A 23,637-nucleotide genomic window follows, 5' to 3' on the forward strand; every position below is an offset into this window, starting at 1 on the left:
AGAACTCAAATTCTAAAATATTAATAATGAATTACTTGTTCTGTTTCGCAATCTCTGCTAACACCTCAGGATAAAGTTGGTGTTCAAGTTGATGAATCTTGGCTTCCAAATCGGCCAAATCATCTTCTTCCGCTACCTTAACTTTCCCTTGAGCAATGATTGGCCCGGTGTCTACACCGCTGTCTACATAATGAATCGTCACTCCCGTTTCTTTCACCCCAGCTTCATAAGCATCTTTAATTCCATGCAAGCCGGGAAAATTTGGTAATAAAGCAGGATGGATATTGACGATTCGCTTCGGAAAAGCCGCTAATAATTCTTTCCCAATGATGCGCATATAGCCGGCTAAAACGACTAATTCGACTTGATATTTTTTCAACAACGCTAGTAAAGCCGCCTCATAACTTTGTTTATCAGAAAAATCCTTCAGTTCAAAACTCTCACAAGAAACCCCAAACTTTTCCCCTCGTTCTAGTACATATGCATCGCGATGATCTGAAAATAATAAAACTAGTTCCGCTGGGATTTTCTTTTCTTTAATGGCTTGAGCGATCACTTCAAAATTCGAACCATTTCCCGAAGCTAAAATTGCGATCCTCATACGTGTGCTCCTTTAAAAACAATCGCTGACGCTTGTTTTTCTGTCACTTTCCCAATCACATATGAAGCTTGATTGCGTTCATTTAAATCTGTTTGCAATTCAGCTAATTTTTCCGGCGCAACGGCTAAGACCATCCCGATGCCCATATTGAAGATCTCATACATTTCCATTTCAGGAATCTCACCGTATTTTGCTAAAGCAGCAAAAATCGGTAAAACTGGCCAAGTGCCAAGTTCAATCTCACAAGCTAGATTTTCTGGTAACATGCGAGGAAGATTCTCAACAAATCCCCCACCGGTAACGTGAGCAATGCCGTTGACTAATTCTTTCTTAACCAATGGCATTACAGCATCAACATAGATTTTTGTAGGGACTAAAATTTCATCACTCAGTTTTTCTGTTAACTCTGGCAATTTTTCATCGATCGAAAATTGATTCATCTCAAAGAAGATTTTACGAACTAGCGAATAACCGTTAGAATGGATCCCCGATGATGACAAGCCAATTAGAATATCACCTGCTTGAATTTTTTCACCGGTAATCATTTGACTCTTTTCAGCGATCCCAACCGTAAAACCGGCTAAATCATAATCATCTGCGCCATACATCCCTGGCATTTCTGCTGTCTCGCCGCCAATTAAAGCCGCACCAGCCTGTACACACCCTTCAGCCACACCGGCAACCACTTGCTCCAGACGAGCGGGAACATTTTTACCAGTCGCAATATAATCTAAAAAGTAGAGCGGCTCGGCACCTTGCGCAACGATATCATTGACACACATTGCGACACAATCGATCCCGATCGTATCGTGTTTGTCCGCTTGAATCGCTACCATCAATTTCGTACCGACACCATCCGTCCCTGAAACTAATACGGGTTCTTTTAAATCAAACTGACTTAAATCAAAACAACCACCAAAACCGCCGATTGCTCCCATGACACCTAGGCGCTCCGTTCTTTTCACGTGTTTCTTGATTCGTTCAACTACTTCATAACCGGCTTCTACATCAACGCCGGCTCTCGAATATGCATTTCCCACTCGATTCGCTCCTTATTCGTCATTAAGTATTTTTTAATAAAAGGATGTTTTTTCTTTTAACGTTGCTTGATAATGCTCTTCGTAATCGTACAATGGTGTTGGATAATCTCCATTGAAATAAGCCATGCACAATCCTGAATAAGGTGCATCAAAATCGAGTCCAATAGCTTCGATTAAGCCATCTTCACTTAAAAATGATAGCGAATCCGCTCCAATCAATTCACGAATTTCTTCAATCGAGTGATTTGCGGCAATCAGTTCCTTACGCGTCTGAATATCGATTCCGTAAAAACATGGATAACGCAACGGTGGTGAAGCGATTCGGACATGGACCTCCTTCGCTCCAGCTTCTTTTAAAAGATTTACAATCCGGCGGCTAGTCGTTCCCCGGACAATCGAATCATCTACCATGATAACTCTCTTTCCTTCCACCACGCCGCGAACCGCTGAAAGTTTCATCCGAACTCCTTGTTCTCGCAACTCTTGGGTTGGTTGAATAAAGGTCCTAGCAACATATTGATTTTTCACTAGACCCATTTCATAGGGGATTCCCGATTCTTCCGCATAACCGCTCGCTGCTGATAAAGAAGAGTTGGGAACACCGACAACCATGTCTGCTTCAACTGCTGATTCTTGCGATAAAATCCGACCCATATTTTTACGGGCACTGTGGACATTCACTCCTGCGATATTAGAATCTGGTCGGGCAAAATAAATGTATTCCATCGAACAAATTGCCGGTTGAGTATCTTCGGTAAAACGTTCAACTTTCAGGCCTTCATCATTGATCGTAATAATTTCACCAGGATTAACATCTTGAATAAATTTTGCGCCGACTACTTCCAAGGCACAAGTTTCAGAAGCAACCACATAAGCGCCATTAACCATCTGCCCAATCGACAGTGGTCTAAAGCCGTTAGGATCAAGGGCTGCAACCATCGATTTTTCAGTTAACATTAAATAAGCAAAGCCGCCCTTTACGGTATTTAACGCTTCTTTCATCCGTTCACAGAGTGTTTCCTTTTGACTGCGGCGAATCAGATGCATCAAAATTTCTGTATCTGAATTTGAATGGAAAATCGCACCATTCTGTTCTAAATCCTTACGCAAGCTTTTAGCATTCGTTAAATTACCATTATGAGCTAACGCGAAATCACCATCGTAAAATTTGAATAAAAATGGTTGGATATTATCAACACTGCCATTTCCAGCAGTCGCATAACGGACGTGACCGATGGCCGCTTGCCCTGTTAATTGATTCAATTGACGTTCATCTTTAAAAACTTCGGATAAGAGTCCTAATCCACGATAACCTGTTAATTTCCCAGCATCATTACTGACAATTCCAGCACCTTCCTGTCCGCGATGCTGCAAACTATGCAAGCCAAAATAGGTGACGCGAGAAGCATCTGGGTGTCCCCAGATGCCAAAAACGCCACACTCTTCATTTAAACTTTTTACTTCATTAAACATGGAATGGCTTCCTCCCATAATTCTCTGGCCTTTCGCGTAACTACTTTGATTTCCCCGCCATCAGCTACCAAGTTGAGCTCGCCAGTGTTTGTTACTTCGCCGATTTCCACTGCCTTTTCACCAGCCAACTGTTCAAAAGCTGCCTGATTTTCAGATTTTACGGATAGAACAAATCGCGATTGCGTCTCAGCAAAAAGATTTTCGATCGGCATGTCAACTTTTACGGCCACACCAAATTCATGATTGAAGGCCGCTTCTGCAAGCGCTACTGCCAAACCGCCTTCCGCACAATCATGGGCACTTTCAACTAAACCAGCTTTAATTGCAGCTAAAACCATTTCTTGATTGGCTTTTTCTACGGCTAAATCAAAGTCCATTAATTTTCCTTCAATCAAACCTTTTTGCATTTTTTGAATTTCAGTTCCATTGAAATCAGCTTTCGTTTCACCGATTACATAAATTAAGTCGCCGACTTGTTTAAACTCCTGAGTCGTAATATGAGCTAAATCTTCAATCAAGCCCACCATCCCGATCATCGGTGTCGGATAGATCGCTTTGCCGTTCGTTTCGTTATACATCGAAACATTCCCAGAAATAACAGGTGTGTTCAATATGCGACAAGCTTCTGAAATCCCATCTGCTGACGTCCATAATTCCCAGAAGCCTTCAGGTTTTTCCGGTGATCCATAGTTCAAACAATCGGTAATTGCTAGTGGCTGACCGCCAGAAGCAACAATATTACGGGCAGCTTCGGCAACTGCAATTTGTCCACCAACTTCCGGATTCAAGTATAAATAGCGGGCATTACAATCGGTCGTCATCGCCAACGCTTTATTTGTTCCCCGTACCCGTAAGACTGCGGCATCGCTACCTGGCCGAACGACCGTATTTGTCCGAACTTGTGAATCATAGGTCTCATAGATCATTTTCTTCGAAGCGATCGTTGGTTGTTGCAATAAATCTAGTAACGTTTCCGAAGCATTCGTGACTTCAGGCTTAAATTCAGCCAATTTAGCAAATTCTTGAATACGTGCTGGCTCACGTTTTTCATTTTCATAGACTGGAGCATCTTCAGCCAGCGCATCTACCGGCAGATTGGCAACTTCTTCACCGTGGTGGTATAAGCGATATAACCCATCATCAGTCACTTCGCCAATCGTTACCGCATCTAATTCGTAACGCTTAAAGAGTTCGACTACTTCAGCTTCATGACCTTGCTCAACACAAATCAGCATCCGCTCTTGTGATTCAGACAGCATCATTTCGTAAGGAGTCATATTGGTTTCTCGTTGTGGCACATCATCTAAATAGAGTTTTAATCCTGAACCGGCTTTTGAAGCCATTTCTGAACTTGAAGAAACCAAACCAGCCGCACCCATATCTTGAATCCCAACCAAGATATCTGAGTGATCTAGAATTAATTCTAAACAAGCTTCTAATAACAATTTTTCCATAAAAGGATCACCGACTTGAACTGCTGAACGTTGCTGTTCTTCGCCTTCAACAAATTCCTCTGAGGCAAATGTCGCACCATGAATCCCATCGCGCCCTGTTTTGGCACCAACGTACATGATCGAATTGCCGACTCCTTTGGCTTGACCTTTCTGGATATCTTTGTGATCGATTAAACCAACACACATCGCATTCACTAGTGGATTGCCTTCGTAACATGGATCAAAAGCCACTTCGCCGCCAACTGTTGGAATCCCGATACAGTTGCCGTAACCGCTGATTCCCGCGACGATTTCTTCTAATAAATATTTTGTTCTCGCCGTATTCAACTCGCCGAAACGTAAAGAATCTAATACTGCAACAGGACGAGCCCCCATACTGAAAATATCACGAATGATTCCGCCAACTCCGGTAGCCGCTCCTTCATAAGGTTCGACAGCTGATGGGTGATTGTGGCTTTCTGCTTTAAAAACAACTGCTTGACCATCACCGATATCAACGATCCCTGCTCCTTCACCAGGTCCTTGTAAAACCTGTGGACCGTCTGTTGGAAATTTCCGTAAAACTGGTTTTGAATTTTTGTACGAACAATGTTCACTCCACATTACCGAGAACAGTCCGGTTTCAGTATAATTTGGCAGGCGACCAAGAATGTCTTCTGAAATCAAGCGATATTCTTCATCGGTCAAACCCCATCCAGCGTAAATGCGCTGATCTTTGATTTCTTGAGCCGTTGGTTCTAATTTCATCATTAGTTTGCAGTCACCTTTCCAAAATTAGTTAAAATCGAAGCAAAGAATTTTATGCCGTCATCTGAACCAAGCAATGTTTCCATGGCACGTTCTGGGTGAGGCATCATTCCTAAGACATTTCCGGCTTTATTCGTGATACCGGCGATGCTTTCGACACTTCCGTTAATATTTTCCCCTTCATAAGTGAAGACGATTTGATTATTCTCCTTTAATTCAGCCAATGTTGCTTCATCACAGTAATAATTTCCTTCACCATGAGCGACTGGAATCTGGATGACTTCATTCGCTTGATACTCAGAAGTGAATTTTGTTTGATTATTCACAACTCTTAATGGTGTAATTTTACTAATAAATTTTAGTGAGTCGTTTTTCCGCAAAGCACCTGGCAATAAACCAGCTTCAGTTAAAATTTGAAATCCGTTACAAGTTCCGAAAACTGGCTTGCCTTCTTCAGCAAAACGAATAACTTCCGACATAATATTAGCAAAGCGTGCAATCGCGCCACAACGCAGATAATCACCATATGAAAAGCCTCCTGGTAACAATACCCCGTCGAAACCTTCTAAGCTGTCTGCATCGTAGCGAACATATTCGCACTCAGCTCCCATAATTTCTTTCATTGCCCAATACATATCTAAATCACAATTTGAGCCAGGAAATACAATGACCGCAAACTTCATATTAGACTTCCTCCACTGCGGCAATTTCATAGCGATAAGTCTCCATATTGACGTTCGCTAATAATTTATCGCAAACTTCTTCGATCATTTCTTCAACCGAACGATCAGATTTGGCTACTTTGATTTCAAAGTATTTTCCGATCCGCACCTCTTCAATTTCGTCATAACCTAAACGATGAACCGCACCTTTGACCGCTTCTCCTTGGGGGTCTAACACAGAATCCTTATACGTTACATAAACTTTTACAAAATACATGCTTATTCTCCTCGCTTTTCTAATCTATTTAAGACTTCTTGATATACTGGAATAATATCTCCCAGATCACGCCGATAAATATCTTTATCTAAATGATCTTTGGTTTTTTTGTCCCACAGTCGACAAGTATCCGGTGAAATTTCATCGGCTAATAATATCGAACCATCCTTTTGGCGCCCAAATTCTAATTTGAAATCAATCAATTGAATATCGATTGCATCAAACAATTCAACCAAAGCTCGATCGACTTCTAAGGCCATTTGGCGTAATTGAGCAATTTCTTCAGTTGTTGCAATCTCTAAAAAACGGATATGATCATCAATAATCATCGGGTCATCTAATTCATCATTTTTGTAATAAAATTCAATAATCGGTTGTTTTAACGGTGTCCCTTCTGGAATCGCTAGCCTTTTTGAAAAACTGCCAGCCGCCACATTCCGAACGACGACTTCTAAAGGGATGATCTCAACGGTCTGAATCAATTGTTCGGTTGCCGATAACTGCTTGATATAGTGATTTTTAATTCCTTTGTCGTTTAAAAACTCAAAGATCAATCCAGTAATTTGATTATTTAGTTCGCCTTTACCACTAATTTGATCTTTTTTTGCACCATTCAAAGCAGTTGCTTGATTTAAGTATTCGACCCAAACAACTTCTGGATCCTCGGTTTGAAACAATTGTTTTGCTTTTCCTTCATACAATAAAGTTCCTTTTTCCACGTCATAACGCTCCCTTTTAATGAACATTTTAAAACATATTAGATAGATCGTTCGTTTCTCAACTTCATCTTTAGTGTAACAACTCAAAATAAATATTTCAACATTTTATCGGATAATATAATTAAATATCTAACACAACGTTCGTGTTTAGAATGGTATTTTCACCGTTACACTTCAGATCACTTGAAGATAACGTTTACAACAGCTTGGAATGGTGTTATATTTATTTTGAACAAAAGAGATGGGGGAATCGCTTATGTTGGATGCGCCTGCTGCGGCTCAAATTTTTCTTGAGTCAATGTTAGAATCAGATAAACAATATTTGCTAAACGTCTTGTTAGGATTGGATAGCACTCATAATCTTAATCAACATACTAGTTTTTATTCCTATCGTAATTTGAAAAAAATTTTGCATCCAAAACAATCACATCCGATGCAATCTTTACATTTTACGAATCAGTCACAAGACTGCCTAATTATTAGACAATTAAAAGATCGTTCATTTTTAAAAAATTCTTATCACATCGAGATTCTGTTAAATAATCAGTCCTATAATTATCGACTGATTGACTGTTTATTAGCGCAGCTCCATGAATCTTGTTATGTCGATGTTTATTCCTATGCTTGAAATTAGTAAAAGCCCCTCGCCTAATGGCAAGGGGCTTATTTTTTATTCGATTCCTACACGTTCGAAAATTTTATCAACATTTTTTAAATGGTAATTATAATCAAAGGCATCATCTAAATCTGCTTCAGATAACATATTCGTGATTTTCTCATCAGCTTCCAGTAAAGGACGAAAATGCGTTTGATGATCCCAAGCATATGCTGTTTTCGGTTGAACTAAGTCATAAGCTTCTTCACGCGTCATGCCTTTATCGATTAATTTTAACATCACACGTTGGCTATAAATCAAACCGAAAGTCGCTTCCATATTACGTTTCATATTTTCTGGGAAAACTGTCAAATCCTTAACAATTTTACCAAAACGATGCAGCATATAATCAACTAAGATAGTTGTATCCGGCGTGATGATCCGCTCTGCTGATGAGTGTGAAATATCACGTTCATGCCACAAAGCAACATCTTCAAAAGCAGTGATTAGGTGCCCCCGGACAACCCGAGCCAAACCAGTCATATTTTCTGATCCGATTGGATTACGTTTATGTGGCATCGCAGAAGAACCCTTTTGACCTTTTGCAAAAAATTCTTCTACTTCGCGCGTTTCTGATTTTTGCAAACCGCGAATTTCTGTTGCAAAGCGTTCGATTGAGGTTGCGATCAGAGCCAAGCTTGAAAAATATTCCGCATGTAAATCGCGCGGCAAGACTTGAGTGGAAACTTCTTGTGGACGAATCCCTAATTTTTCACAGACAAATTCTTCAACAAATGGCGGAATATTCGCGAATGTTCCAACTGCGCCAGAAATTTTCCCTGCTTCAACACCTTTAGCAGCATGTTCAAAACGTTCGATGTTTCGTTTCATTTCTGAATACCAAGTCGCTAATTTCAATCCAAATGTCGTCGGTTCTGCATGAACACCGTGGGTCCGACCCATCATAACTGTATTTTTGTGTTCTTTCGCTTTTTCACCGATGATTGCCAAAAAGTCCTGTAAATCTTGTCGTAAAATGTCGTTGGCTTGCTTGTATAAATAGCCATAGGCCGTATCTACCACATCTGTACTAGTTAAGCCATAATGAACCCATTTGCGTTCATCTCCTAACGTTTCAGAAACAGCACGCGTAAAAGCGACTACATCATGTTTGGTTGATTGTTCGATTTCTAAAATTCGCTCAATATCAAAACCTGCATTCGCTCGAATTTTTTCGACATCTGCTTTCGGAATTTCACCTAACTCGGCCCAAGCCTCATCCGCTAAGATTTCAACTTCCAACCATGCTTTATAACGATTTTCATCGCTCCAAATATTTCCCATTTCAGCTCTTGTATATCGAGGTATCATGCCATTCTCCTTAATTGTATGTTTGACTTTATACTTTTTCTTAATAATCTAGTTAAATAAAGCTATTGTCTATTTTTCTATTTCAAAAAATATTGTCCGTTAAACTAGTTAATCCCAGGTTTCGGTCTTCTTGACATCGTCTAATGTTCGTTGGATGCTGTCTGTTAAAATGGTAATGTGTCCCATTTTCCGCCCCTTCTTCGGCATTGCTTTCCCGTAGTAATGGAAATGCCATTCCGGCCAGAGATCAATCAGCTCATAGGACTTCAATAGATTTTCTCCTAAAACGTTTATCATCACTGCATTTGAGAGTAGTTTAGGCTCGCTTAACGGCCAGCCGCAAATTCCACGGATATGGGCATCGAACTGACTCATAGTACAAGCCTCAATCGTATAATGCCCTGAATTATGCGGACGCGGTGCGATTTCATTGACGTATAAAGCTCCTGCTTTAGTTAAGAAAAATTCCACACAAAGTGTTCCAACTAAATCGACACCTTCAGCGATAGCTTTTGCAATTCGACTAGCTTCTTGTGCAACCGCGGCATCAATTCCTGCCGGAGCGATGGTTTCATGAAGAATGTTATTGCGGTGAATATTTTCCACGACCGGAAAAGTAACATAATCACCAATATTATTGCCCGCTACTTGAACCGACAGCTCCTTTTCAAAAGGAATCCAAGCTTCTAAGACACAAGTTCCTTGACGCAATAAGTTCATCGCTGGAGCTAAATCCGCAGTACTTTTCAAAACATACTGACCATGTCCATCGTAGCCACCACGTGTTGTTTTTAAAACGCATGGATAGCCAATCCCATCAATCGCGTCTTGGATATCTGTCGGACTGATGATCGTCGCGTAGGGCGCGATCACAATATTATTATTTTCTAGAAAAGATTTTTCCATTAACCGATCTTGGCTGATTGCTAATAAATCGGTTCCTTGGGGAATGTTGGCAAAATGTTGAATTTGATTGATCGTATTGACATCGACATTCTCAAATTCATATGTGATTACTTGTGATCGACGAGCCATTTCCTTTAAAGCCATTTGATCATCATAATCAGCAACGATATGCCAATCAGAAACTTGCGCTGCCGGACAATCTTCCGTCGGATCGATTATACCCGTACGAAACCCCATTTCCTTCGCGCTGATAGCCATCATACGGCCTAATTGTCCTCCGCCTACGATTCCAATCGTAGAGCCCGGTTGTAACGATTTAACCAAGTTGTTCACTACTTTCCAATACAGTTTGTGTCATTTGCTGGCGTTTTACTTCGAGGCGCTCAGCTACTTTTTTATCATACATTGAAAGCATCTGCGCCGCAAGTAACCCTGCGTTTGTTGCCCCCGCTTTTCCGATAGCGGTTGTCGCGACTGGAACCCCTCCTGGCATTTGCACAATGGATAATAATGAGTCCAAGCCATTTAATGCTTTGGATTGAACCGGCACACCAATCACTGGTAAGGTCGTTTTGGCAGCAACCATCCCAGGTAGATGGGCTGCACCACCAGCTCCGGCAATAATTACCTTAATGCCACGCTCTCGTGCTCCCTCAGCAAATTCAAACATTAAATCGGGTGTGCGGTGAGCCGAGACAACTTTTTTTTCATAAGCAATCTTTAACTCATCGAGACTTTCACAAGCATGTTTCATCGTTTCCCAATCAGAGGTACTCCCCATAATAACTGCGACTTCTGGATTCATAATCCGCTCCCTTCTGCGATTAAAGAAATGGTCACTCAAGACAAACATCTCTTCAGCTAAACTACCTAAACTTTTACTCCTAGTAAAAGTCGGCAATCTTTCGTTAGTCATGCTTATTTTAGCAAGCAAATAGTGCTAAGTCAAAACAGATTTCGAATATTAATAGTTTTTTCTAATCTATTGTTCGTATTTAACGAGGACAAAAAAAGTGCGGCAACTTGCCGCACTTTTTTAGCTATGCTCTTTTTTATATCCATGAAATAAAAGATTTAAAATAATCGCTGATAAACTACTCATTACGATCCCGTTACCAGTAAACATTTGAACTGTTTCTGGCAATTTGGCAAATAACGTCGGCATTGCATTAAAGCCTAAACCAAAACCAATCGATATAGCAATAATCAATAGATTTTTTTCATCGTTATAATCCACTTTTGATAACATCTTCATCCCTTGAACGGCTACCATCCCAAACATTACCAACATTCCACCGCCCAAAACTGGTTCAGGAATGATTTGCGCTAATGCCCCGACCTTAGGAAAAAGTCCCAAGATAATTAGAAAAATAGCTGAAAAATAAATCGGACGACGGGTCTTGATTCCAGATAATTGAACCAGCCCAACATTTTGTGAAAAACCAGTATAAGGGAATGTATTGAACAAACCGCCTAAAATAACTGCTAAACCTTCTGCACGATAGCCACGTTTTAAGTCATCTTCTTTTATTTCTTTACCGATAATATCGCCCAAGGCAAAGTAAACGCCTGTCGATTCAACCATACTGACAATTGAAATAATAATCATCAACAAAATTGAAAAAGGCTCAAACTTCGGTGTTCCAAAGTAAAAAGGTTGCGGCACGTGGAATAACGGCGCGTGTCCAATCGCAGCCAAATCTACTTGACCCAGTAATGCTGCTAAAATTGTACCTACCACTAGACCTACCAAAACAGCGATTGAACGAATGAATCCTTTTCCGAAAACTTGAACAGCTAAGATCAAAGCAATCGTTACAAAAGCTAATAGTAAATTGGTAGGATCACCAAAACTTTTATTCGTAGCATCGCCGCCGCCCATTTTCGCAATAGCTACCGGAATTAACGTCAGACCGATCGTTGTAATTACTGTTCCCGTAACAATTGGTGGAAATAGTTTTTCTACTTTAGAAAAGAAACCAGCAATCAATACAACAAAAACTCCTGCAGCAATAATTGAACCGTAAACAGTCCCCACACCATGAGTCTGACCAATTAAAATTAGTGGCGCAACTGCTTGGATAGCACAACCTAAAACAACTGGCAGTCCGATGCCAAAAAATTTATTGACCGTCAATTGTAGCAAAGTTGCAACCCCACACATAAAAATATCAATTGAGATCAAATACGTCATTTGCGCTTCATTAAAACCTAATCCCGTTCCGATCAAAAGGGGAACGGCTACTGCACCAGCATACATCGCTAAAAGATGCTGCAACCCTAAAACTGCTGATTTTCCATTTCCTGTCTCGCTTGTCACTTTATGCATCCTCCTCGATAAATGTCACTTTACCGTCATGTAAGGAAGATATTCTTGCTAATGAAACGACTGGAATATCCATGTCTTCAATCAGCTGACGACCGTCTTGGAAAGATTTTTCAATCAAAATTCCAATTCCGGCAACATTTGCTCCAGCTTGCTGACATAATTCAATCAATCCCTTAGCGGCCTGGCCGTTTGCTAAAAAGTCATCGACTAATAAGACATTGTCCTCTGCAGAAAGGAATTTATGAGAAATAGAGATAGTGCTAGTTACTTGTTTCGTAAATGAATAAACAGATGCAGTCAAAAGTTCTTCGTCCATCGTTAAGCTTTTTGATTTACGAGCGAAGATCATTGGCACTTGCAAAGCTTGAGCGGCGTAAACGGCTGGTGCAATACCAGAAGCTTCGATCGTTACTACTTTAGTAATTTTCTTATCGGCGAATACTTCTGCCAAACGTTTACCCATAGCGTCCATTAATTCAGGATCTACTTGGTGTGTGATAAATTCATCAACTTTTAAAACACCTTCACCCAAAACCCGGCCATTTTCCTTGATACGATCTGTCAATTCTTTCATTATCTTTTTCTCCTTTTCGTTTTTTGTAATTTATCTTCACTGTCCTCAGAAAAGATAAATCCATTTTTCAAGCTAAGATACCCTTCTAGTACAAAAGTACTTGATATCTTTTTCTTGTCGTTTTTTGCTTAAGACAAAAAACGCACCTCATCTGCAAAGCAAAAAAGGTACGTAAACGTACGATTTTTACTTATAGTCTTGCGTTTACGGCACAAGGTAGAAACTGTCATCCATATCATGACGATATATAAGCTCAACTTCAATGAAAACTTTCATTGAAGTTTATGAAATATGAAGATTATTATAGCAGATTCCACTGATCTGTAAACTAGAATCATTTCAAATGAGAAGAATAATAGCTGAATTAAATAATTGTCTCACTTTTTCCAAAACCTACCTCTATTATATAGAAACAATTCTCTAAAACCCAAAAGAATGATTCGATCAATTGACAACAGTAACTATTGTTCGTTTAAGCCGATTCGGGTAAGTAATACTTAAAATTAAAGGCAGTCTGATGATTCATTTATTTCAATGACTTTTTTTGTGATATATCACCAACGTTGGTCCCCTCTTGGTCGTTTTTTGCTCGGAATCTTTCAATTATCAGCGAGATCGATCTCTTCAAAAAGATTATGTACCTAAAAAAGAAGGCATGACAACAATTGTCATACCTCCTTATTAATTTGAACCTATTTTAATTCGTTAGCAACTGAGAAATGACCGATAACATCTGTGATTCGTTTCAAGTCAACGTTTCCGCCTGAAACAACGGCAACAACTTTCTTACCATTCACATATTGATCAACTTTTCCTGAAAGAATAGCAGCTGTCGCTAAAGCACCAGCACCTTCAACCACGATTTTTGTCCGTTGGATCAAATCTTTCATCGCTACTTCGATTTCTTGTTCAGATACGGTTACCATATCATCAACTAAGTCTTCAACAACTTCAAAAGTAAGATTTCCTGGGAATTCTACTGCACAGCCGTCCGCAATCGTTGGTCCAACTTTATAGCCAACTTTTTTACCTTCGCGGAATGAAGCAGTCATACCATGAATATTATCAGCTTGAACACCAATGATATTGATATTTGGATTGAATGTTTTCATTGCGACTGCAATACCGGCAATTAAGCCGCCACCGCCGACAGGTACGATTACAGTGTCGACATCCCAGATAGAATCTAGAATTTCAAGACCGATCGTTCCTTGACCTGCCATAACAAATTCATCATCGTAAGGAGGAATATAAGTCACACCAGTTTCTTCAACGATTTTTTCACAATAAGCTTTGGCTTCATCAAAGCCAGCACCATGAAGGATTACTTTTGAGCCGTAACCTTCCGTTGCTTCAACTTTAGCTTTTGGAGCAGTTTCCGGCATAACGATTGTGCTTTCAATTCCTAATAATTTAGAAGTCAATGCCACACCTTGCGCATGGTTACCAGCTGAAACGGCAATGACACCTTTATCTTTTTCTGCTTGTGTCAGATGAGCGATTTTGTTGAATGCTCCACGGAACTTAAACGAACCTGTTAATTGCATGTTTTCCAATTTCAAGAAAACTTGTCCGCCTGTTTTAGCAGTTAAAAACATTGATTGAATTAATGGTGTCACACGACCATATTGTTTTACTACATTTTTTGCTTCATGAATATCTTCAATCGTCACAGGTAATTTTGTCATTGTCTTAGTCATTACAAAACATCTCCTACTTCAGTATAAGGAACATCGATTGAATCTGCTAAAGCTTTAGAAACAACTTTACCATTGTAAACACTCAAACCTGAAAGTAATGATTCATCAGATTTCAATGCAGCGTCAATACCTTTTAGACTAACTTCTTTAAGGAATGAAATGTTTCCTTTTGCTAGGGCAATCGTTGCAGTTCTTGGTGTTGCACCTGGCATATTTGGAACCGCATAATGGATTACACCATATTTTGTGAAGACTGGATCAGCATGATTGGTTGGTTTGTCGATTGTTTCAACTGTACCACCTTGGTCGATCGCGATATCAACGATTACTGAACCTGGTTTCATTGATTTAACCATATATTCTTTAACTAATTTTGGTGGCTTAGCTCCAGGAATCAAGACAGTAGAAATGAAAACATCTGCATCTTTAATCCGGTTTTCTAAGTTTTCAGTGTTAGAAACAATTACTTCAACGTTATGATCTTTGTAACGTTCTTCTAATTGTTTGATCCGGTTTTCGTTCACTTCAAGGATCACAACATGACAGCCGATGCCGACAGCCATATCTGCTGCGTTTTCTGCTGCGTTCCCGCCACCTAAGATGACAACTGTTCCCGCTTCAACGCCTTCAATCCCAGGAAGTAAAATCCCTTCACCGCCGTGTTGTTTTTCAATATAGTATTGACCTAAGTTTACTGCCCGACGTCCAGCGATGGCACTCATCGGTTTTAATAATTCTAAAACACCATTGATAGAAATGTTTTCACCAGATAACGCAGTAACGCCAACTTCCATCATTTTTTCAACGCAGGCTTTGTTTGCTGCTAAGTGTAAAAAGCCCCAAATGATTTGTCCTTTTTTGAAATAGTGGTATTCACTTTCCATTGGTTCTTTTACTTTTACGATTAAATCAGCCGTCCATGCTGTATCTGTATCAACGATTTTACCGCCCGCTTCAACATATTGTTCATTCGTAAAACCTGAACCCGCACCTGCATTATCGTCAACCAGTACTTCATTTCCTGCTTCAACTAAAATTTTTACATTTTCAGGTGTCATGCCTACGCGTGCCTCACCTTGTTTTGGATCTTTAATTACGCCAATTTTCACGGTAAATCACTCCTATGGAATTTTTATCGAAGTTTATTAACTTCTGAACATGTTTAATATATCACAATGCCTTTTTTAAGCAACGATCACAACTCAAGTGTTATTAATATCTCATTTTATTAAAATACGCATTCATTTAAACAAAAAAAAAAAGACTAAAATGCCTTTATATCAATGTTTTAAAATAAGAATGCTTTCATTTTTGTATTTAAAATTCTATTTAAAAAGTTTTTTTAACAAAAATGAAGCAAACGTTCTCACTAAATTATGTGATATACCTCATTTAGCGAGAACATCAGCTGCTACTTACAAATAAGAATTACAAAAAAAGCCAAGGAATTATTCCTCAGCTTTCTCTTGGCAATCTGGACACAAACCATAAACTTCTAAACGATGCTTGTTGATTTGATAACCAGTTAATTTACTTGACGCCATTTCAACATCTTCTAATCCAGGATAGAAAAAGTCGACAATTTTTCCACATTCCGTACAAATTGCATGATAGTGTTGTTTGTTAGTAAAATCAAAGCGACTTGCTGCGTCACCATAATTCATTTCTTGAACAATTCCGATCTCCACAAACTTTCGCAAGTTGTTGTACACGGTCGCCACACTCATATTTGGGAAGCGGCTTTCTAGCGAACGAAAGATCTCGTCAGCTGTTGGATGATTTCGATACTGGATCAAATATTCTAAAATGGCATACCTCTGTGGCGTAATACGAACCCCACCGGCCTTCAATTCTTTGATCGCTTGATCAACTGCCTCATTTACCATATAAGCCCCTCCTGCCTGTATTCTCTACTAAAATGATACTATTATCTGAGGAGAAATACTAGGCGGATTTGAAATTTAACATTTTTTATAAACTTATTGGTTGAATTGGAATAATTCAGTTGATAAATAGCGTTCCCCATTATCAGGCAATAAAACCAAGACTTTTTGTTCCGGAGTCATTTCTTTCGCTACTTTAAGCGCCGCAAATAACGCAGCTCCTGAAGATATCCCTACTAAAATGCCTTCCTTTTTCGCAATTTCCCGGGCAGTCTCCATAGCGTCACTGCCCTTAACCGCTAAAACTTCATCATAAATATTAGTATTTAAAATACTTGGAACAAATCCAGCTCCGATTCCTTGAATTTTATGAGGAGCTGGTTGACCGCCTTCTAATACAGGCGATTCTGCAGGCTCTACCGCATAAATCTTAATATCTGAATACATCCGCTTCAATTCATTACCAACGCCCGTAATCGTTCCTCCAGTACCAACACCGGCAACAAAAGCATCTAATCCATTTGTTTCAAAGACATTAACAATTTCTTTGGCAGTCGTTTCTTCATGAACTTTTGGATTGGATGGGTTATCAAATTGTTCCGGCACAAAACCGCCTTTTTCTTTTGCTAATGCTTCTGCTTTAGCAATTGCGCCTTTCATTCCATCTGGCCCAGGGGTTAAGACTAGTTTTGCACCATAAGCCTGCATCAGTTTTCGTCGTTCAACACTCATCGTTTCAGGCATCACTAATGTTACCGGATAGCCTTTAGCTGCTCCAACCATCGCTAGACCGATTCCAGTATTACCGGAAGTCGGTTCGATAATTTCCATACCAGGTTTTAATTCACCGTTTTTTTCAGCGTCTTCGATCATTCGTAAAGCGATTCGATCTTTTACACTGCCGCCAGGGTTGAATGACTCTAGCTTCACGTAAACTTGTGCCATTTCATCAGTTGTCATATTTGCTAATTTTACAATGGGGGTTTCACCAATCGTTTCTAAAATCGAGTTATAAATTTTTGCCATCTTACTCACTCCATTTCTTACCTTATGTAAGTTATCTTAACGAATAATGAGAAAAGATGCGAGAATTTTGTCTTTTAAAAAGTGGCATTAGCAATTGCCTAATGAACAGACTTTCCCATAAACAAAAAAAGACAGAGCTGACCGCTCCGTCTTAAATAACAATCGTATCACCAGGCATAATGGTTGAATCAGAACTCCAACCATTATCGGCTAATAATTGATCCACGCTAATACCAAATTTCTCGGCGATTCCCCAAATTGAATCTCCTGATTGAACAGTATAAGACTGTCCGCTAGCTTGTGCCTGCGGAGAAACTGTAGTTGTTTGCGAGCTTTGAACTTGATCAGTCTCAGTCGTGGTTTGTACTGCCGTACCTGCTCCTGGCGTATCAAAACGTGTTAAATTATATGCTTGAATCAATGAAATCAGTTTCCCAGCATAGCCTGGATCAGTAGCATAACGCCCTGTCAAATAGACAGCCGCATCTTGATAACTATAAGTATGACTCTTTCGTGCACCCGCATAATAAGAGCTTGCTAAAAGACTCGCATGCGCTTGGAAAGATTCTCCATAGCTACTATATACAGCAAAGGGCTCATTCATTGTCACCCACTGGCCATCTAAATATTCTTGTGTGCTCATAGTAACTGATGGACCACCGCTATATTCTTTTACGCCAAACAAATTATAGTAAGGTGCGGCTGATAATTGGGAACTACCAAAACCTGTTTCAACTAGCGCTTGAGCGACCATAATCGAGGCATAAAGATCATTTGCCGCTGAGACCTGCATCGCAGAAGCCCCTAACTGTTCGATAAAAGCCGCTTGATTTTGGGTTTGTCCGGTTTCAGCTGCTTGGGCTTTAACTGGCTCTAAATTTAAAACAGCCGGCGATAGAATCATTGCTGTTCCTAATAAAGGAATTGATTTCTTAGCTGACTTCAATCGCTTCTTCTTTTGCTGCATTCTCAAATAATTATATTTTTCGGTACGCGTTTTAAACTGATTCATTATATACCTCCAAGAAACCTTTACAGAGCTCTTCATTTTTATTTACCTTATGAGTATAAGTCAATAATAATCAACAAACAATTTAAACAAACTAATTTCGCTAATTTGTCATTATTTCGTAACATGTGTAATGAAAAAGTAGTCGTCTTGCCATTAATAACCACTTGATTTTATCAAAGCAATCAATAAGCAGACATAAAAAAAACGAAACGATCGTTAAACGATCGTTTCGTCGTCATCAGTTTTTATTCATCAAGCGCTTCATTTTGAAAGACTAGTTGATCATCCAGTAATTCAATCGAAACTTTTGTTTTCGGCATAACGCGTCCAGCAATGATTTCTTTGGCTAATGGTGTTTCAACTTCTCGCGTAATAAAGCGTTTCAATGGCCGTGCGCCGTATTGCGGTTCATACGCTTTTTCCGCAATCCAACTCTTGGCATGCTCAGAGATAGTCAGTTGGATTTCTTGTTCCTCCAAACGGTGAGAAAGTTGCTGCACGATTTTCTCTACGATTTCTTTCACATCATCTAAGCTCAATGGAGTAAATAAAATCGTATCATCAATTCGATTCAAGAATTCTGGTTTGAAGTGTCCTCGAAGTAAGCTCAAGACTTGTTCTTTGGTCGCTTCGGGAATCGTTCCCTCGGCCGTCACGCCATCTAACAGAACTTGCGAGCCAATGTTACTAGTCATGATCAATACAGTATTTTTGAAATCAACTAAACGACCTTTAGAATCCGTCAAACGTCCATCATCCAATACTTGTAACAAAATATTAAAGACATCTGGATGTGCTTTTTCGATTTCATCTAGCAAGATAATCGTATAAGGATTGCGGCGAACAGCCTCGGTCAATTGACCGCCTTCCTCATAACCAACATAACCTGGAGGCGCTCCGACAAGCCGTGACACTGAATGTTTCTCCATATATTCACTCATATCGATTCGGACCATATGCTCTTCAGAATCAAATAGATTCTCCGCTAATGCTTTTGCCAGCTCGGTTTTTCCGACACCGGTTGGTCCTAAGAACAAGAATGAACCTAGTGGACGGTTAGGGTCTTGCAAGCCTGCCCGCGAACGTAAGACAGCATCACTTACAGCATCAACGGCCTCGTCTTGACCAATTACCCGTTGATGCAAAGTACTATTTAAACTCAATAGTTTTTCTCGTTCACCTTCGACTAATTTAGTTACAGGAATCCCCGTTAAACGCCCAACAACTTGCGCAATTTCATTTTCGGTAACGGATTCTTGGACCATTTTAATGTCATTCTTTTTATTTTTTTCTTCCAGTTCAGCTAATTCTGTTTCTAGTTTAGGAATCGTCCCATGACGCAGAACGGCTGCTCGCTCAAGATCGTAATTATTTTCGGCATCTTCTAATTCATGTTTAGCTTGATCAATTTCCGCCCGTTTATTGGAAACGACATTGACTTCCTCTTTTTCAGTCTCCCATTGCATTTTCATCGCATTGGTTTCTTCCCGTAAATCCGCTAACTCCTCTTGCAGATTAGCTAACCGTTTCTTACTAGCATCGTCGCTTTCTTTTTTCAAAGCCGCTTCTTCGATTTCCAATTGCATTAATCGCCGTGTTACTTGATCCAATTCAGTCGGCATCGAGTTCATCTCTACCCGAATGCTGGCACTAGCTTCGTCGACTAAATCGATTGCTTTATCTGGTAAAAAGCGATCCGTAATGTAGCGATCAGATAAAGTAGCTGCCGCTACTAAAGCATTGTCGTGGATATTTACCCCATGATGGATCTCAAAGCGTTCTTTCAAGCCCCGCAAGATACTAATCGTATCTTCCACGGTTGGTTCTTTTACGAGAACTTTTTGGAAACGACGTTCTAAAGCCTTATCTTTTTCCATGTATTGACGGTATTCATCTAAGGTAGTCGCACCGATCAAATGTAATTCTCCCCGAGCCAGCATCGGTTTTAACAAATTACCGGCATCCATGCTCCCTTCTGTTTTTCCCGCTCCGACAATATTGTGAATTTCATCGATAAAGAGGATGATTCGACCATCGGATTTTTTTACTTCTTTCAAAACGGCTTTCAGTCGTTCTTCAAATTCTCCCCGGAATTTCGCTCCAGCAATCAATGAACCCATATCTAGAGAAAAGACTGTTTTATCTTTTAGATTTTCTGGTACGTCTTTTCGAACGATTCGTTGGGCTAACCCTTCAACGATGGCGGTCTTTCCGACACCGGGTTCACCAATTAAGACTGGATTATTTTTAGTTTTTCTAGATAAGATTCGAATGACGTCACGAATTTCCTCATCGCGGCCAATGATCGGATCTTGTTTTCCATTTTTGACTTGTTGGACTAAGTCGACCCCGTATTTTTCTAAGGCTTTGTAAGTTTCCTCTTGGTTTTGTGAAGTCACTCGATCGCCCCCTCGCATTTCTTCAATATTTCTTTGGACTTCTTTTTCATTTAATCCTTGTTGGTTTAAATACTTCGTCAAGGAATAATTTTTTAACTTCATCAACGCTAAAATGACGATTTCCGTCGATAGAAAATCATCTTCAAATTTTACTCGTATTTGATCTGCTTCATTCAATAAATTGAATAGATTTTGACTAAGATTTTGACCATATTGAACATTTCCGCCGCTGACAGTTGGATAGTCATCCAAAAGCTGATCCACTTCTTGTTCAAACTGATCCACATCTATCCCAGCATCGGTATAAAAGTTTCGACCAAAATGATTGGGTTGTAAAAAAATCTTCCATAAATGAGCGATATCAATTTCTTGATGGTGTCGCGTAACAGCGATCTGCTGGGCCTCAGCGATCGCTTCTTGTAAAGTTGTCGTCATCTTCTCGATATTCATAAACATACCTCCGACATAAATAATATTTTACAGTTATTAGTATAACTCTTTGGTCAGTAATGGTCAAATAATTAAACTCGCAAATCACAACGTTTATTATTATGAAGAAAGTCAAAATAATGCTACAATTCTTTCATTATTAGAAAAGGTTTATCCTCTTCGTTGTTTCCTCAGCATTTTTTTGCTAAAAAGTGAATGACGCGATGTGAAGAAGCCATTTTCACAAAACAATTATATTTTTAACCATAGTAAGGAGAGTGATCCAGTGATTTCTCGTGTGATCGGATTCGAAAAAGGCTTTGACCTTTCAACTGGAAACTATTTTGAAACTTATGAAGTAATGCTTCCTAAAATAGATAAATTTGATCTTGTAGTAAAAAATTTAGCCGTTTCCATCAATCCAGTTGATACAAAATTACGACAAACTGGTAAAGGAACCCCTCAACCTCATGTTTTAGGTTTTGATAGCGTGGGAATTGTTATGCAAGTCGGTAGTCACGTTGAAAATATCGAAATTGGTGAGCGTGTTTTTTTTGCCGGTACCACTAAACGATTTGGTAGTTATAGTGAGCAGCAAGTCGTTGACTCACGGATTGTCGCAAAATTGCCTAATGAGCTTCCAACTGACGAAGCAGCAGCGATGCCTTTGACCTTTATTACTGCTTATGAAGTTTTATTTGAAAAAATGGGCTTAGTTCCAAAGGAAAATCAGAATGAAGGAACCATTTTGATTGTTAATGGTGCAGGCGGTGTCGGATCTGTTGCGACCCAATTAGCAAAATGGGCTGGTTTGACCGTCATTACCACTGCCTCCCGCAAAGAAAGCAAAGCATGGTCTGAAAAAATGGGAGCTGACTACGTTGTCGATCATCACAAAGATTTGACCAAACAGCTCAAAAAAATCGGCTATTCAACCCTTCCTTATATTTTACTTTTGCACTCAACCGATCGCTATTTTGAAGAAATGAGCGAATTGCTCGAACCTTTTGGCCATCTTGCATCGATTGTCGCCTCAAATAAAGACATAAATTTAGCCAAACTCAAGAATAAATCTGGCAGTTTTGATTGGGAGTATATGTTTGCTAAAACCGATTATGACTATGATATCGCCAGCCAAGGTGCCATTTTAGAATTGTTGGTGCAATTATTGCAAACCAAGAAGATTCAAAGTACCTTAACTAAGATTATCCCGGGTTTCTCACCAGAAGCTTTTTATCAAGCTCATCAGTTGGTTGAATCCAATCAAATGATCGGTAAACTCATAGTCCATTATTGATAACTAATCAATTCTAAAGATAACAAAAAGAAGTTAACGAATTCACTCGTTAACTTCTTTTTTGGCTTCTTTAATTTCGTGATTGATTTGACGTTGTTTACTAATTAATACATAGATCATACCAATTAAAAACGGCAGTAGATAGGTAGCATAACGGTATAAAAGCAAAGAAGAGACTGCATCGACTTTTCCGACAATATTCCTAAATAGTAATACATACACAAACTCGAAACCGCCAATCCCCCCTGGCGCTGGTAAAACACCACCGAGAATTACTGTAAAACTAATCAATGCCACTGTCAGCCAAAGATCAATTTGCGGATGACTTTGAATTAAAATGAAAAACGGCAAGGCATACCAGACCACCAGTTTGGCCATATTGGAAAAAAAAACACGCAAAACCGCTTGACGATCGTGAATAAAAGTTTGGATCGCCCCTCTTAAAGAATAAACTTGGATATTCAATTGATCAACGATGTCCCGTAATTTTTTCTGTTTAAAAAGCCGATTACACACAATGACCAAGAAAACTTGAGCATTGATGTTTAAACTTAGTAATAATAACACCGAAATAATCAGCAACGTGACGATAATCCCTGCTGAAACAAAGAAAATACCATTGGAAATATATTTTTGAATTGCGTCGCTCTTTACGATTAAGAAAAACAAAGCCCAGACGATCAAGGCAGCCTTATAGACAATCATGCGTAATGCACTCGTACCGGTTCCTTCTGAAAACTTCAGCTTCTTTTTGTGGTAATAAATCACCTCAGACACAATCGAACCTGTGCCAAAAGTAATCACTCGATAAAAAGTTGAATACGCTGAAGCAAAAAAACCATCGCGGATTGTAAATTCTGGATTAAACTCCGCCGCAATATTTTTAATCGTATATCCTTCGATTATCTGACTGATAAGACCAAATCCCGTGACCCCTATAAGTACTGGCAGTGACGTTCTGCCAAGCTCCGTAAAAATCTCACTCAATGAATCACGAATAACAAAAATAATCACTCCGATCATTACTACAAATAACAAAATATTTAGAATCAATTTACGATTGATTGATACCTTCATCTTTTAGCCCCATCTTTATCTTTTCTTACTATAGCCTAACATATCCCTTGGGGCAAAAAAAGAAAA

At 39.4% G+C, this 23,637-nt stretch carries 21 protein-coding genes and 1 riboswitch; of the genes, 2 read left to right on the top strand and 19 right to left on the bottom strand.

The window, feature by feature from the left end; genetic code table 11:
- Nucleotides 1-31 precede the first annotated feature (31 nt).
- The 7 genes from purN to purC are packed head-to-tail and all read right to left on the bottom strand — an operon-like array spanning nt 32 to nt 6,973.
- Entirely contained in the window at nt 32-601 is a 570-nt protein-coding gene (gene purN / locus EP1_RS01970) for a phosphoribosylglycinamide formyltransferase (protein WP_067622571.1), read from the bottom strand.
- On the bottom strand, nt 598-1,641 hold the full coding sequence (gene purM / locus EP1_RS01975) for a phosphoribosylformylglycinamidine cyclo-ligase (protein WP_067622575.1): 1,044 nt from the start codon (nt 1,639-1,641) through the stop codon (nt 598-600). Before purM ends, purN begins: the two co-directional genes overlap by 4 nt.
- A gap of 33 nt (nt 1,642-1,674) precedes the next feature.
- Nucleotides 1,675-3,114, bottom strand: a complete 1,440-nt coding sequence (purF, locus tag EP1_RS01980) for an amidophosphoribosyltransferase (protein WP_067622579.1) — start codon at nt 3,112-3,114, stop codon at nt 1,675-1,677.
- Nucleotides 3,099-5,318 carry a phosphoribosylformylglycinamidine synthase subunit PurL gene (purL, locus tag EP1_RS01985; RefSeq protein WP_067622582.1) on the bottom strand — a complete coding sequence of 740 codons (2,220 nt, stop codon included), beginning with the start codon at nt 5,316-5,318 and terminating at the stop codon, nt 3,099-3,101. Before purL ends, purF begins: the two co-directional genes overlap by 16 nt.
- Complete coding sequence (gene purQ, locus EP1_RS01990; RefSeq protein ID WP_067622585.1) at nt 5,318-5,998, bottom strand: phosphoribosylformylglycinamidine synthase subunit PurQ; 681 nt, start codon at nt 5,996-5,998, stop codon at nt 5,318-5,320. Before purQ ends, purL begins: the two co-directional genes overlap by 1 nt.
- Before the next feature lies 1 nt (nt 5,999).
- Entirely contained in the window at nt 6,000-6,254 is a 255-nt protein-coding gene (gene purS, locus EP1_RS01995; protein WP_067622588.1) for a phosphoribosylformylglycinamidine synthase subunit PurS, read from the bottom strand.
- 2 nt (nt 6,255-6,256) lie between these two features.
- Nucleotides 6,257-6,973, bottom strand: coding sequence for a phosphoribosylaminoimidazolesuccinocarboxamide synthase (gene purC / locus EP1_RS02000; protein WP_067622592.1), 717 nt, complete (start codon nt 6,971-6,973; stop codon nt 6,257-6,259).
- A 256-nt stretch (nt 6,974-7,229) separates the two neighbouring features.
- Between purC and EP1_RS02005 the strand changes: the two genes are divergently transcribed.
- Nucleotides 7,230-7,601, top strand: a complete 372-nt coding sequence (locus EP1_RS02005; RefSeq protein ID WP_067622597.1) for a hypothetical protein — start codon at nt 7,230-7,232, stop codon at nt 7,599-7,601.
- Between the two features lie 42 nt (nt 7,602-7,643).
- On the opposite strand, the gene purB is transcribed toward EP1_RS02005, so the two are convergent.
- The 11 genes from purB to clpB all read right to left on the bottom strand — a co-directional run bounded on the left by purB (nt 7,644) and on the right by clpB (nt 21,218).
- Complete coding sequence (gene purB / locus EP1_RS02010) at nt 7,644-8,939, bottom strand: adenylosuccinate lyase (RefSeq protein WP_067622602.1); 1,296 nt, start codon at nt 8,937-8,939, stop codon at nt 7,644-7,646.
- A gap of 108 nt (nt 8,940-9,047) precedes the next feature.
- Nucleotides 9,048-10,169: a 5-(carboxyamino)imidazole ribonucleotide synthase gene (gene purK / locus EP1_RS02015; protein ID WP_174519730.1), complete on the bottom strand. Its 1,122-nt coding sequence runs from the start codon at nt 10,167-10,169 to the stop codon at nt 9,048-9,050.
- A complete protein-coding gene (purE, locus tag EP1_RS02020) occupies nt 10,162-10,650 on the bottom strand; it encodes a 5-(carboxyamino)imidazole ribonucleotide mutase (RefSeq protein ID WP_067622608.1) in 489 nt (162 codons plus the stop codon). Before purE ends, purK begins: the two co-directional genes overlap by 8 nt.
- A 231-nt stretch (nt 10,651-10,881) precedes the next feature.
- Nucleotides 10,882-12,165: a nucleobase:cation symporter-2 family protein gene (locus tag EP1_RS02025; protein WP_115872469.1), complete on the bottom strand. Its 1,284-nt coding sequence runs from the start codon at nt 12,163-12,165 to the stop codon at nt 10,882-10,884.
- Between the two features lies 1 nt (nt 12,166).
- The gene (locus EP1_RS02030) at nt 12,167-12,748 is read right to left on the bottom strand and encodes a xanthine phosphoribosyltransferase (protein ID WP_067622614.1); all 582 of its coding nucleotides are present in this window, start codon (nt 12,746-12,748) and stop codon (nt 12,167-12,169) included.
- Between the two features lie 173 nt (nt 12,749-12,921).
- Nucleotides 12,922-13,019: riboswitch (purine riboswitch) on the bottom strand.
- 421 nt (nt 13,020-13,440) lie between these two features.
- On the bottom strand, nt 13,441-14,448 hold the full coding sequence (tdcB, locus tag EP1_RS02035; RefSeq protein WP_067622617.1) for a bifunctional threonine ammonia-lyase/L-serine ammonia-lyase TdcB: 1,008 nt from the start codon (nt 14,446-14,448) through the stop codon (nt 13,441-13,443).
- Nucleotides 14,448-15,557 carry an alanine dehydrogenase gene (ald, locus tag EP1_RS02040; protein ID WP_067622622.1) on the bottom strand — a complete coding sequence of 370 codons (1,110 nt, stop codon included), beginning with the start codon at nt 15,555-15,557 and terminating at the stop codon, nt 14,448-14,450. Before ald ends, tdcB begins: the two co-directional genes overlap by 1 nt.
- A 339-nt stretch (nt 15,558-15,896) precedes the next feature.
- Nucleotides 15,897-16,334, bottom strand: coding sequence for a Fur family transcriptional regulator (locus EP1_RS02045; RefSeq protein ID WP_067622625.1), 438 nt, complete (start codon nt 16,332-16,334; stop codon nt 15,897-15,899).
- A 93-nt stretch (nt 16,335-16,427) separates the two neighbouring features.
- Nucleotides 16,428-17,357, bottom strand: a complete 930-nt coding sequence (gene cysK / locus EP1_RS02050) for a cysteine synthase A (protein WP_067622629.1) — start codon at nt 17,355-17,357, stop codon at nt 16,428-16,430.
- A gap of 151 nt (nt 17,358-17,508) precedes the next feature.
- A complete protein-coding gene (locus EP1_RS02055) occupies nt 17,509-18,369 on the bottom strand; it encodes a glucosaminidase domain-containing protein (RefSeq protein ID WP_067622632.1) in 861 nt (286 codons plus the stop codon).
- Nucleotides 18,370-18,614: 245 nt separating this feature from the next.
- Nucleotides 18,615-21,218 carry an ATP-dependent chaperone ClpB gene (gene clpB, locus EP1_RS02060; protein WP_067622637.1) on the bottom strand — a complete coding sequence of 868 codons (2,604 nt, stop codon included), beginning with the start codon at nt 21,216-21,218 and terminating at the stop codon, nt 18,615-18,617.
- Between the two features lie 265 nt (nt 21,219-21,483).
- On the opposite strand from clpB, the gene EP1_RS02065 reads away from it, so the two are divergent.
- The gene (locus EP1_RS02065; protein WP_067622642.1) at nt 21,484-22,494 is read left to right on the top strand and encodes a zinc-binding alcohol dehydrogenase family protein; all 1,011 of its coding nucleotides are present in this window, start codon (nt 21,484-21,486) and stop codon (nt 22,492-22,494) included.
- A 42-nt stretch (nt 22,495-22,536) separates the two neighbouring features.
- On the opposite strand, the gene EP1_RS02070 is transcribed toward EP1_RS02065, so the two are convergent.
- Complete coding sequence (locus EP1_RS02070; protein WP_067622645.1) at nt 22,537-23,571, bottom strand: lysylphosphatidylglycerol synthase transmembrane domain-containing protein; 1,035 nt, start codon at nt 23,569-23,571, stop codon at nt 22,537-22,539.
- Between the last annotated feature and the right edge of the window lie 66 nt (nt 23,572-23,637).

It is taken from the genome of Enterococcus pseudoavium NBRC 100491 (assembly GCF_001544295.1).
In the GTDB taxonomy this organism is placed as follows: Bacteria; Bacillota; Bacilli; order Lactobacillales; family Enterococcaceae; genus Enterococcus_A; species Enterococcus_A pseudoavium.